Below are 11,546 nucleotides of genomic sequence, written 5' to 3' on the forward strand. Positions count from 1 at the left end.
CGGCGACCAGCGCGACCGAGGCGGCGGTAAGAAGAACGAGACCGGCCCGAGCTGGCCAGCGCGAAGCGATCATCGATACATTTCCCCTGATGAAGTTACTGCGCGGAGCATAGCGACCGAAGATCAGGACCGCTGTCCCGGCAAACCTCGGCAGGTGCTCGGATCAGACGGCGCCCTCGGGGAACTTCACGTGCAGCCGGAACGAGGCGGAAGTCGTGTGGCGAAGGTGGCCACCGAGATCGAGTTTGGAGGCGGCCAGGACGCCGGCGAGCTTCGGGGAGATCTCCATCTCGGTTCCAGGCCGGAACTCCACCTTGGTCTCGTGGAGGCGCCCCTGGAGCCGCGCCGACACGATGTCCGCCAGCACGGGATCCTTGGCGAGCCAGACCGAGTCCCGCCGGTCGAAGTCGGGTCTGCCGCCCGGGCCCCGCCAGTAGTAGGAGACGGCAGCCGACTCGGTCGCCCTACCGGCCAATCTCGCATCGACCGGAGTCGCCACCGGCGCGGGCAGCGAAAAGGACAGGCCGAGGACCTCCATCGAGTCCTCGTCCGAGCCCTCCACGTCGAACTCGCACGCGCCGAGACTCCGCATGATCTTGGAGTATTCGCTGATCCGGCTCTGCAGGACGTAGAGATTCAGGTTGCACACCCGCACATACGTCGAGGCAATCAGCGGGTGCAGAGCGTAGACCACACCAGGGACGTACGGACCTTCCGGGAAGTCGAGCCCGTCCGCCACCGACCGGCTCACGTAGGTGACGCCGGCCTTGTCCTTCCGGCGGGAATCCCAGGACTTCCAGGCCCAGGTGCCGGCGAACGCGACTCCGGCGACCCCGACCGCACCGATGGCCACGGCCGGGTTGGCCCGGCCCGCCTGAATGATCTTCTTCGCTACCGAGGCGGCGAGTTCCACCGACTCCAGCGGGCGGTTGGCGACGACCTGGCTGGGCGGCGGTTGCGCCACGACCTGCGTCGGGTCCGGCACGGTCGTTGTTCCCTGGCGTACGCAGATGAGCTGCCGCCGGTTCTTGCTGAGCCGCGTGAACTCCGATGCGTCCTCGACAATCACACTTACTCTCCTCGATCAGGTGATCAATATCCGCCGACGCAGGACCCGTCCGGGGCATAGACCTTCCCGTCACTGCTGAACCAGCAGTTCGGAATGCCGTCGTAGGTCCCGTGGTAGCTTCCGCGGCCGAACAGCGGGCCGTGCGGCGAGTTGAGAACGACATCGACGACCTGACCCGGGGACAAGTCGTTCACGTCGACTCCGCAGCCGGCCAGAGCCTCCAGTGCTGCGTGCGGATCGGTGACGCCGCCGTCGGCGAGTGCCTCGATCAGTGCCTGCCAGACGGAATCCGACATCTGATCAGCCGATCCCCTTCTCGCGCAGACCTTCCCGGAACCTCTGCTGCGCGAGTCGCATGTTCCGGTCGTTCTTGAAGTAGAACTTGGCGGCCATACCCACGGCGTACGCGGTGGCGGACCCGACCGAGGCGTCGATCGCCACCGCGGCGCCGTACCCGATTCCGGTGGTGGCCAGCAGGAGCGAGAGCACCTTCCCGGCCCCGAACGCCGCCGCTGTCGCCGCACCCGCACCCTGGAGGAACTGCTTCACCAGTTTCCAGGACTCGTCCTTCGACAACGGCACGCCGTAGGCAGCGCCGATCGCCACCACGCCGGTGCCCATCGCGGCGATGAAGGCCACGGTGTTCACCGTCGGAATCACCGACATGGCGAGTGCCCCGGTGACCATCGTCCCGACGATCACGTCCGCTGTGCTGTCCTGCTCGGAAGTCACGGGACGCCCTTCTCTGTGGCGCGATGCGACGCAGCTGTCTCCTCCCGGTCAACTGACGAGAGCGACACCGGTGACGTGGCGACACAGCCCGAGCGGTCCATGATCACCCGTCCGGGGCCCGAATCGGCGGCCTCGTCCGGCGGGTGCGGATCTTGAAGAAAGGGTGGAATGCAGAAAACCCCACCAGGAACCACACGAAACGTGGTTTACCTGCATGGGGTTTAACGTGTCCGAGGGGACTTGAACCCCCACGCGTAGCACCCATTTCCATAGTGGGTGCTCATGCGATCAGTGTAGCGGTATTGACACGTAGGTCTGGCCCAAGGCCCCGTTACCTTCGGTGATCGCCTTCATCGTCGGCTGTGTGTCGTGGACGACGTCGAACGACAGTCAACTCGCGCAATTGCTCAAGACATGGAGGGCGTTGGAGGACTGCTCTGATCTGTGCCGCCTGCCAGAACCTGCTGGCGCAGAGCCTGACTTGGTCCGGCCAGGCAGGGAATCCGGGGTGATCACCAGCCAGCGCGCACGCACCATTGATTCGGCTGATCGGAATGCTCTTGGATTGGACTTAGCAGGACCGCAGCTGATGCCGTCATGTCACAGTCCTACGAGCATGGGCAGAGTTCTCAAGCGGCCTGTCGGCTCGGATCCCGCAAGCTATCCGAGCCGACCTCTACTGACGCATAAGCTCTGACTTCGGCGTCAGGCTTCGGGGACGGTGATGTTGAAGCTGAGGAAGTCCATCTGGTCGGGGTTCATGGTGTCGCCGATGTGTAGGGCGTCGATGCGGGCGAGTTCGTCGTCGGTGAGGTGGAAGTCGAAGACGTCGAAGTTCTCGGCGATGCGTTCGGCGCGTACCGATTTGGGGATGGCGGAGCGGCCCTGCTGGAAGTGCCAGCGCAGCATGACCTGCGCGGTGGTCTTGCCGTATTGGTCGCCGATGGCCGTGATGACGGGGTCGGTCAGCGGGGTCTGTGGGTTGCCGCTGTAGTGGCGGATGCCGCCGATGGGTGCCCACGCCTGGGTGAGGATACCGTGCTTGGCGTTCGCGGCTTGCGACTGCGGCCGGATGTTGTACGGATGGAGTTCGATCTGGTTGACCGCCGGCACGATCTCGGTGCGGGCCGTCAGCTCGTCGAGGCGGATCGGCAGGAAGTTGCTGACGCCGATCGCGCGTACCTTGCCGTCGGCGAGCAGTTTCTCCAGGGCCTGGTAGGCGGCGACGGTGCGGTCGAAGTGTGCGGGCAGGCGGCGGCGGTGTCGATGTGCCGGTAGCCGACTTCCAGGGCGGTCTGCACGGCCGCGACGGTCTGCTCGGGCGGGGTCTGGAAGACACCGAGCCCGAGCGCCGGCATGGTGACGCCGTTGTTGAGCGTGATGGTCGTCGTCATAGGAGAGCGGCTTTCTGGTCAGGCGAGGGTGGCGTTGTCGATGACGAAGCGGTAGCGCACGTCGGAGTCGAGGACGCGCTGGTAGGCCTCGTTGATGCGGTCGGCGGAGATCAGTTCGATGTCGGCGGTCACCTGGTGTTCGGCGGCGAAGTCGAGCATCTCCTGGGTTTCGCGGATGCCGCCGAACTGGGAGCCGACCACGGCCCGGCCGTTGGTCATCAGCGCGAACGGGTTGTATGCCAGCGGCTCGGTGGTGACGCCGACGTTGGCGAGGGTGCCGTCGCGGCGCAGCATGCCGAGGTGGGCGTCCACGTCGATCGGGGCGCTGACGGTGTTGAGGATGATGTCGAAGGTGTTGGCCAGTTGCTGGTAGGTGCTGGTGTCGCCGGTGGCGGCGTAGGCGTCCGCGCCCAGGGCAAGGGCCGCCTCCCGCTTGGACTCCGACCGGGAGAGCACGGTGACCTGCGCGCCCATGGCCTTGGCCATCTTGACGCCGAGGTGTCCGAGTCCGCCGAGCCCGACGACGGCGACGCGTTTGCCGGGGCCGGCGCCCCACTTCTTCAGCGGCGCGTAGACGGTGATGCCGGCGCACAGCAGCGGCGCGGCCGAGGCCGGGTCGAGGGAGGCGGGCACACGGACGACGAAGTCCTCGTTCGCCACGATCATCTGCGAGTAGCCGCCCTGGGTGTAGGAGCCGTCGCGGTCGACGTTGCCGAAGACCAGGGTGTGGCCGTTGAGGCAGTACTGTTCCTCGCCGGCCTGGCAGTTCTCGCATTCGCGGCAGGAGTTGACCATGCAGCCGATGCCGACCCGGTCACCGACGGCGTGCTTGGTGACCTGCTCGCCGATCTCGGTGACCACGCCGACGATCTCGTGACCGGGCACGAGCGGGGAGACGGGCAGCGGCCCGAAGTCGCCGGAGGTGAAGTGGATGTCGGAGTGGCAGACTCCGCAGAACTGGATGTCGATCTTCACGTCGTGGGCGCCGGTGTCGCGGCGTTCGATCGCGACGGGCTCCAGCGGGGCTTTCGCGGAAGCGGCCCCGTAGGCGCGAACGGTGGTAGGCACGAGAATCTCCTCGATGTGGAACAGATGGCGGTGACCGTTCCAGTTGACCTGTCCGCAGCCGTGGACGGCAGTGCCTGTTGATCCCGGTACTGACAGACACCCCCACCACGGCTCGGGCATCTCGTTTCTCCTGGTTGACCGCGCTGGTCGGGGGTAACCTCGCCTGCGGCTCAGCGACGGCGGACGGCGGACGGCGGACGGCGGAGAGTTCACGATGACGGCAGGCGCGGGTTACGAGGGCGAGATCATCGACGCGTACCGGGCGATGTACCGCGGCATGCTGGAACGCGACACCGCTCTGCTCGATGATCTGCTGGCCGAGGACTACACGTTGACGCACATGACCGGCTATGTGCAGCCCAAGCGCGAGTGGTTGCAGCAGATCGATTCCGGGCGGATGCAGTACCACTGCGCCCGTCCGCACAGCGTCACCACTCAGATCGACGGCGACTCCGCGGAACTGGTCGGCCGGGAGGTCGTGGACGCCACCATCTGGGGCGGCCGGGGCACCTGGAACCTTCAGCTGAGCACCACGTATGAGCGGCGCGATGACGCGTGGATCGCGGTGCGGACCGTCGCCACGACGTTCTGAGTGAGCCCGTTCAGCCGCGGTTGGCGGGGGCGGCGCTCCAGCTGGCGAGCACGTCGAGCTTGTCGCGGTCGGTGGAGCCGGGCTCGGCGCTGTAGGCGTTGATGCGCAGCCCTTGGCCGTCGGTGAGCTCCATCGACTCGTAGCCGAGGTTCAGCTCGCCGACCACCGGGTGACGCAGGTGCTTGATCCCGGAGCGGTGCAACCGGACGTTGTGCGCGGCCCACCAGGTCCGGAATACCTCGCTGCGGGTGGTGAGCTCACCGATCAGGTCGCTCAGATTCCGGTCGTACGGGTCACGGCCGGCTTCCCCGCGCAGCAGTGCGACCACGTCCTCCGCCAACTGGTCCCAGTCGCGGTAAAAGTCCTGCGCGGCCGGGTCGAGGAACAGGAACCTGGCCAGGTTCGGGGTGCCGTTCGCCCCGTCGAAGATCGGGGCGAACACGGCCCGGCCGAGGGCATTGCTGGCCAGCAGGTCGAGACGGCCGTTGCGGATGTAGGCGGGCGCTGCGGTCATCGCGTCGAGGATGTGCTGCACGCCGGGCCGGATCTGCTGCGCGGGGCGCCGCCGGGAGGCCTGCGCGGATTTGGCAGGGCCGCTGTTGGCCTGCCGGGCCAGGTCGAACAGGTGCTCGCGTTCCGCGTCGTCCAAACGCAGCGCCCGGGCCAGGGACTCCAGCACGCTCTCGGAGACGCCGGTGAGGTTGCCGCGTTCCAGACGGGTGTAGTAGTCGACGCTGACCCCGGCGAGCATCGCGGCTTCCTCACGGCGCAGCCCGGGCACCCGCCGGTTGGAGCCGTACGCGGGCAGGCCCGCCTGCTGCGGCGTGATGCGGTTGCGGCGGGTGGTGAGGAAGTCGCGGGTCTCGCTGCGATGGTCCATGCCTTCGACGGTACGTCCGTGGATGTGACGCTGGGGGGTTCTGCCATTACCTGGATCAGTAGTGACTCCCACAGCAGCAGGTGAGGCGGTTTCCTGGAGGACGAACCACTGCAAGACCTTCCAGCGAAAGGCACTGTGACAATGCGTGCGACTTACATGTTCGGCGCCGGTGACGTGCGCGTGATCGACGTGCCGGACCCCGAGATCGAACAGCCCACCGACGCGCTCGTGCGGGTGGTGGCGGCCTGTGTCTGCGGCAGCGACCTGCACCCGTACCACGGCATGCCGGCCGACGAGAACGGCAAGCCGATGGGCCACGAGTTCGTCGGTGTGGTCGAGCAGACCGGCTCGGCGGTATCCAGCGTGAAGGCCGGTGACCTGGTCATCGCGCCGTTCGCGTGGCAGGACAACACCTGCGACTTCTGCCGCGAGGGTTTCCAGACCTCGTGCCGGCACGGCGGGTTCTGGGCCGCCGGGGGTATCGGCGGCGGCCAGGCCGAAGCGGTCCGCGTGCCGCTGGCCGACGGCACCCTGGTCAAGGCGCCGGTCGGCGAGGATTCGGCGCTGCTGCCGTCGCTACTGACCCTGTCGGACGTGTTCGCCACCGGCCACCACGCCGCCGTGCGCGCTGGCGTCAACGCCCGCACCAGCGTGACCGTGATCGGTGACGGCGCGGTCGGCTTGCTCGCGGTGCTGTCGGCCAAGCGGCTCGGCGCCGAGCGGATCATCCTGATGGGCCGGCACAAGGCTCGCACCGACCTGGGTCTGGAGTTCGGTGCGACCGAGGTCGTCGCCGAGCGCGGCGAGGAGGGCATCGCCAAGGTCCTGGAACTGACCGGCGGCGACGGCACCCACACCGTCCTGGAGTGCGTCGGGCACATGCCCGCCTACGAGCAGGCCCTTGGCGTCGCCCGGGTCGGCGGTGTGATCAGCCGCGTCGGTGTGCCGCAGTACACCGACGGCGACATCGGCTGGACGCTGTTCGGCCGCAACCTCACGCTGACCGGCGGGCCCGCGCCGGTGCGCCAGTACATCGAGGAATTGCTGCCCGACGTGCTCAGCGGCGCCATCGACCCGGGCAAGGTCTTCGACCGCACGGTGAGCCTGGAGCAGACGCCGGACGCGTACCGGGCGATGGACGACCGTGAGGCCCTCAAGGTCCTCGTCCGTCCCTGACATCGTTGACAAGGTCGCCGGATCCGCGATGCGGATCCGGCGGCCCCGGGGAGGCCCGTTGTGAACCACCGTGAGCAGGTCCGCGACTTTCTGACCACCCGCCGCGCCAAGCTCACCCCCGACCAGGTCGGGCTACCGACCGGCGGGACCACCCGGCGCGTGGCGGGCCTGCGGCGTGAGGAGGCGGCGATGCTCGCCGGGGTCAGCGTCGACTACTACACCCGGCTCGAACGCGGCAATCTCGCCGGCGCTTCCGACAGCGTGCTGGAGTCCCTGGCCCGGGCGCTGCACCTCGACGACGCCGAACGCGAGCACCTGTTCAACCTGGCCCGCACCGCGAGCGCCGTTCCACCCCCGCGCCGCCGCCCGGCCGCACCACGCGGGCTGCGTCCCGCCGTGCAGCAGATCATGGACAGCATGGTCGGCACCCCGGCCTGGATCCACAACGCCCGCCTGGACGTGCTCGCCGCCAACACCCTCGGCAGATCTCTGTACGCGCCGCTGATGCAAGACGCGATCCGGCCGGTCAACAACGCCCGCTTCACGTTCCTCAACCCCCAGGCCCGCACCTTCTACCGCGACTGGCCGCGCGTCGCCGACGACGTCGTGGCGATCCTGCGCGCCGAAGCCGGCCGCACCCCGTACGACAAGGACCTCACCGGCCTGATCGGGGAGCTGTCCACCCGTAGTCTCGAGTTCCGCACCCGGTGGGCGGCGCACGACGTGCGCAAGCATCACAGCGGCACCAAACGCCTGCACCACCCCGTCGTCGGCGACATCGATCTCACCTTCGAAGCGGTGGACCTGGCCGCCGACCACGGCCTGACCCTGGTGGCGTACGTCGCCGAGCCCGGATCGGCGAGTGCGGCCGCTCTACGGCTGCTCGCCGAGACCGTGGCCGTGGGGCAGGCACGATGACCGACCGGCGAACATTTCTCCAGCTCGGCATGGCGGGGATCGCGCTGTCCGACTGCGGCACACCGGCACGACCACCGCTCGCCGAAGGGCCGCGATCTTCCATGACAGCGTCTGCCCCGGGCCGCCGGGTGCTGCTTGCCTACTTCTCCCGGGCGGGAGAGAACTACTACAACGGCGGCCGGCGCATGCTCCAGGTCGGTAATACCGAGGTAGTCGCGCAGATGATCCGCGACGCGCTGGGCTGCGACGTGTTCCGGATCGAGGCCGCGCAACCCTACCCGCGCGAGTACGACCCGACCGTGGCCCGCAACGTCCGCGAACAGGCCGCCGACGCCCGGCCGCCGATCGCCGCAGCGCTGCCCTCGCTCGCCGATTACGACACCGTGATCCTGGGCAGCCCGATCTGGAACGTCCGCACCCCGATGATCATGACCACCTTCACCGAAGCGCTCGACTTCACCGGCACGACGGTGTTCCCGCTGACCACGCACGCGATGAGCGGACTCGGCCGGGCCGTCGAGGACTACAGGGCGTCCTGCCGCGGCGCCACCCTCGGCGAAGCCCTGGCCATCCGCGGCGAACAGGCCGCGGACAGCCGGCCAGAGGTCGAGACGTGGCTGCGCCGGATCAGCCTGATCGCCAGCTAGAGAAGAGGAACTGCAATGACCTGGACCAGCGACGAACTCGCCAGGGTCGGTAGGGCCGAGGAACTGCGCGTCGCCTCCTACCGGCCGGACGGCACGCTACGGCCGTACGTGACGATCTGGGCGGTACGCGCGGGAGACGACCTGTACGTGCGCAGCGCCTACGGCGCGGACAACGGCTGGTTCCGGCGTGCCACCGCCTCCGGCTCCGGCCGGATCCAGGCCGGAGGCGTCGAACGCGACGTCACATTCACCTCCGCCGAACCCGGCGCGCAGGCCGAGATCGACGAGGCCTACCACCGCAAGTACGACCGCTACGGACCGGCGATCGTCGGCTCGGTCACCGGCCCGCAAGCGCCCGCGGTGACCCTGCGCCTGCTGCCCACCGCCGCCTGATCAGAAGGGAACCACCATGCAACTGCGACCGCTGGGACGTACCGGTGTCCAGGTCAGCAAGCTGTGCCTCGGCACCATGATGTTCGGTGACTGGGGCACCAAGGACCACGACGAAAGCATCAAGATCATCCATCGGGCGCTCGACGCCGGAATCAACTTCGTCGACACCGCCGACGTCTACTCCGCCGGGGAGTCCGAGGAGATCGTCGGCAAAGCGCTCAAGGGCCGCCGTGACGACATCGTGCTCGCCACGAAGTTCTTCATGCCGATGGGCGACAACCCGAACCACCGAGGCGGATCCCGCCACTGGATCATGAAATCGGTCGAGGACTCGCTGCGCCGCCTCGGCACCGACTACCTCGACCTCTACCAGATCCACCGCTGGGACCCCGCCGTCGACCTCGACGAAACCCTGGGCGCGCTGACCGACCTGGTGCGGGCGGGCAAGGTCCGCTACATCGGCCACTCCACCTTCCCTGCCTCGACCATCGTCGAAGCGCAGTGGCTCGCCGAGAAACGCGGACGGGAACGATTCGTCACCGAGCAGCCGCCCTACAACATCCTCGTGCGCAACATCGAGAACGAGGTGCTGCCGGTCGCGCAGCGCTACGGCATGGGCGTCATCCCGTACAGCCCTCTTGCCGGCGGATGGCTCTCCGGCCGCTACCGCAAGAATGCCCAGGAAGGGCCGATGTCCGAGGCCCGCAAGCGGCTCGCCGCCCGCTTCGACCTGTCCCTGCCGGAGAACCAGCGCAAGCTGGAGGCCGCCGAGCAGCTCGCCCAGTTGGCCGACGACGCCGGCCTGACGCTCATTCAGCTGGCGATCGCGTTCGTGCTGCGGCACCCGGCGATCACCTCCCCGATCATCGGCCCGCGCACCATGGATCACCTGGAATCGCAGCTCGCCGCCGCCGACGTCGTGCTCTCCGACGACGTGCTCAACCGCATCGACGAGATCGTCGCGCCCGGCCTGACCATCAACCCGGCCGAAAACGGGTGGGTCAGCCCGTCTCTGCAACCGGCCGCCCGGCGCCGGTAACGCCCTGCCTCCAGCACCCGTCGCGCGAGCCCAACGGCTCGCCCGGCGGGTGCTCGCGCATGAAGGGGGTACAGCCAGTACCGGGCAAGACCGATACTCCCTGGCCTGCCGCATTCGCGGTTGTCTTGAGGCAGCAGAAATCAGCGATGAAGGGAAGTGCCCGGTGCCGACACCGCGCCTGACGACCGAACCCGCGACCCGGGCCACGGCCGGTCACCCCACGATGATCCTGACGATCATCTGCCTCAGCTACTTCATGGTCATCCTCGACAACTCGATCATCTTCACCGGCCTGCCGAAGATCGAAGAAGCCATGGCGTTCACCCCGACCGGGCTCACCTGGGTCCAGGACGCCTACACCCTGGTCTTCGGCGGTCTACTGCTGCTCGGCGCCCGCTCCGGTGACATCGTCGGCCGGCGCCGCATGTTCGTCATCGGCCTCATCATCTTCGGCATCGCGTCGTTGCTGGTCGGCGTGGCACCGACGGCCTGGTGGATGATCGCCGCCCGCGCCCTGCAAGGCGTCGGCGCCGCCATCCTCGCACCGTCGTCGCTGTCACTGCTGACCGCGAGCTTCCCCGAAGGCCACCAGCGGGCCAAGGCCGTCGCCGCGTACAGCGCGGTCGCCGGGATCGGCGCCAGCGCGGGCCTCGTCGTCGGTGGCGTCCTGGCCGACCTCGTCTCCTGGCGAGCCGGGTTCTTCCTCAACGTGCCCATCGCCGCCGCGATGATCGCGCTCGCGATGCGGACGATCGGTGAAACCGAACGCCGCCGCGGCCGCTTCGATCTGGTCGGCGCGTTGTGCGCGACGCTGGGCATGACAGCCCTGGTCTTCGCCATCGTCGACGCCGCCGAGGTCGGCTGGACCGCACCGACCACCATCGGCGCGTTCGTCCTGGGTGTGCTGCTGCTGGCCGCTCTTGTGGTCAACGAGGCCCGCGCCGAGCAGCCCATCATGCCGCTGCGGCTGTTCGCCAGCCGGGAGCGCACCGGCGCCTACCTGGTCCGGATGCTGTACCTGGGCGCGATGATCGGATTCTTCTTCTTCACCACGCAGTATCTGCAAGGGGTGCTCGGTTTCTCCCCGCTGCAGGCGGGGATCGCGTTCCTGCCCATGTCGGCGGTCAACTTCGCCGTCGCCCTGCTGGTCAACCGTTTCGTGCGCCGCTTCGGCGCCACCCCGGTGCTGATCGCGGGAGTCGCGCTGACGCTGGCCGGGATGGGGTGGTTGAGCCGTGCCGGTGCCGACAGCGGATACCTGACCGCGGTGGCGTTGCCGATGGTGCTCATCGGCGTCGGCCAGGGCTTGGCATTCGCGCCGATGACCTCCGCCGGGCTCGCGGGCGTTGACAGCGCAGACGCAGGCGCTGCTTCCGGCCTGGTCAACACGTTCCATCAGATCGGCAGTGCGCTCGGCCTCGGCATCCTCACCTCGGTCGCCGCAACGGCCGTTCACGAGCGTGCCTCCGCATCGGCCGCTCTGGTGGACCGCGTCGGCGCCGCACTGACCGGCAGCACCGTTCTGCTCGCTGTCGCACTGCTCCTGGTCATCACCCTCATCGCCCGCATGCCTCGGCAAACCCAGGCCGGGCAGGTCGTTACGCCGCAGCCCGCACACACCGGCCGCTGACCGCCCTG

Annotated in this window: 14 protein-coding genes; 8 read left to right on the forward strand and 6 right to left on the reverse strand. The window is 68.3% G+C overall.

Translation table 11 applies throughout. From position 1 onward, the window contains the following. Positions 1-163 precede the first annotated feature (163 nt). The 4 genes from ACFO0C_RS29305 to ACFO0C_RS29320 all read right to left on the reverse strand — a co-directional run bounded on the left by ACFO0C_RS29305 (position 164) and on the right by ACFO0C_RS29320 (position 2,974). Entirely contained in the window at positions 164-1,069 is a 906-nt protein-coding gene (locus ACFO0C_RS29305; protein ID WP_378069951.1) for a hypothetical protein, read from the reverse strand. Positions 1,070-1,092: 23 nt separating this feature from the next. After that, the gene (locus tag ACFO0C_RS29310) at positions 1,093-1,365 is read right to left on the reverse strand and encodes a hypothetical protein (protein WP_378069952.1); all 273 of its coding nucleotides are present in this window, start codon (positions 1,363-1,365) and stop codon (positions 1,093-1,095) included. Between the two features lie 4 nt (positions 1,366-1,369). Beyond that, positions 1,370-1,801: a DUF697 domain-containing protein gene (locus ACFO0C_RS29315; protein ID WP_378069953.1), complete on the reverse strand. Its 432-nt coding sequence runs from the start codon at positions 1,799-1,801 to the stop codon at positions 1,370-1,372. 705 nt (positions 1,802-2,506) lie between these two features. Continuing rightward, a complete protein-coding gene (locus ACFO0C_RS29320; protein ID WP_378070483.1) occupies positions 2,507-2,974 on the reverse strand; it encodes an aldo/keto reductase in 468 nt (155 codons plus the stop codon). Here ACFO0C_RS29320 and ACFO0C_RS29325 point away from each other — a divergent pair. Continuing rightward, the gene (locus ACFO0C_RS29325) at positions 2,885-3,079 is read left to right on the forward strand and encodes a hypothetical protein (protein WP_378070501.1); all 195 of its coding nucleotides are present in this window, start codon (positions 2,885-2,887) and stop codon (positions 3,077-3,079) included. The two genes, ACFO0C_RS29320 and ACFO0C_RS29325, sit on opposite strands and share 90 nt — an antisense overlap. A gap of 134 nt (positions 3,080-3,213) precedes the next feature. On the opposite strand, the gene ACFO0C_RS29330 is transcribed toward ACFO0C_RS29325, so the two are convergent. After that, positions 3,214-4,263 (reverse strand): NAD(P)-dependent alcohol dehydrogenase, encoded by a 1,050-nt coding sequence (locus ACFO0C_RS29330; protein WP_378069954.1) that lies wholly within the window; start codon positions 4,261-4,263, stop codon positions 3,214-3,216. A 214-nt stretch (positions 4,264-4,477) separates the two neighbouring features. Here ACFO0C_RS29330 and ACFO0C_RS29335 point away from each other — a divergent pair, with 214 nt between their 5' ends. Continuing rightward, on the forward strand, positions 4,478-4,855 hold the full coding sequence (locus tag ACFO0C_RS29335) for a nuclear transport factor 2 family protein (RefSeq protein WP_378069955.1): 378 nt from the start codon (positions 4,478-4,480) through the stop codon (positions 4,853-4,855). Between the two features lie 10 nt (positions 4,856-4,865). Here ACFO0C_RS29335 and ACFO0C_RS29340 read toward each other — a convergent pair whose 3' ends face one another. Next, positions 4,866-5,735, reverse strand: a complete 870-nt coding sequence (locus ACFO0C_RS29340) for a helix-turn-helix transcriptional regulator (RefSeq protein WP_378069956.1) — start codon at positions 5,733-5,735, stop codon at positions 4,866-4,868. Positions 5,736-5,876: 141 nt separating this feature from the next. On the opposite strand from ACFO0C_RS29340, the gene ACFO0C_RS29345 reads away from it, so the two are divergent. The 6 genes from ACFO0C_RS29345 (at position 5,877) to ACFO0C_RS29370 (ending at position 11,538) form a co-directional block, all read left to right on the forward strand. Continuing rightward, entirely contained in the window at positions 5,877-6,911 is a 1,035-nt protein-coding gene (locus ACFO0C_RS29345; RefSeq protein ID WP_378069957.1) for an alcohol dehydrogenase catalytic domain-containing protein, read from the forward strand. A gap of 60 nt (positions 6,912-6,971) precedes the next feature. After that, the gene (locus ACFO0C_RS29350) at positions 6,972-7,829 is read left to right on the forward strand and encodes a helix-turn-helix transcriptional regulator (RefSeq protein ID WP_378069958.1); all 858 of its coding nucleotides are present in this window, start codon (positions 6,972-6,974) and stop codon (positions 7,827-7,829) included. Positions 7,830-7,930: 101 nt separating this feature from the next. Then, entirely contained in the window at positions 7,931-8,476 is a 546-nt protein-coding gene (locus ACFO0C_RS29355) for a flavodoxin (RefSeq protein WP_378069959.1), read from the forward strand. A gap of 15 nt (positions 8,477-8,491) precedes the next feature. Continuing rightward, positions 8,492-8,869, forward strand: coding sequence for a DUF2255 family protein (locus ACFO0C_RS29360; protein ID WP_378069960.1), 378 nt, complete (start codon positions 8,492-8,494; stop codon positions 8,867-8,869). Positions 8,870-8,885: 16 nt separating this feature from the next. Beyond that, positions 8,886-9,908: an aldo/keto reductase gene (locus ACFO0C_RS29365; RefSeq protein ID WP_378069961.1), complete on the forward strand. Its 1,023-nt coding sequence runs from the start codon at positions 8,886-8,888 to the stop codon at positions 9,906-9,908. Positions 9,909-10,071: 163 nt separating this feature from the next. Continuing rightward, positions 10,072-11,538: an MFS transporter gene (locus tag ACFO0C_RS29370; RefSeq protein ID WP_378069962.1), complete on the forward strand. Its 1,467-nt coding sequence runs from the start codon at positions 10,072-10,074 to the stop codon at positions 11,536-11,538. The last annotated feature ends 8 nt before the right edge of the window (positions 11,539-11,546 follow it).

Origin of the sequence: Actinoplanes subglobosus, from assembly GCF_042650585.1 — a bacterium.
GTDB classification, from domain to species: Bacteria; Actinomycetota; Actinomycetes; order Mycobacteriales; family Micromonosporaceae; genus Actinoplanes; species Actinoplanes subglobosus.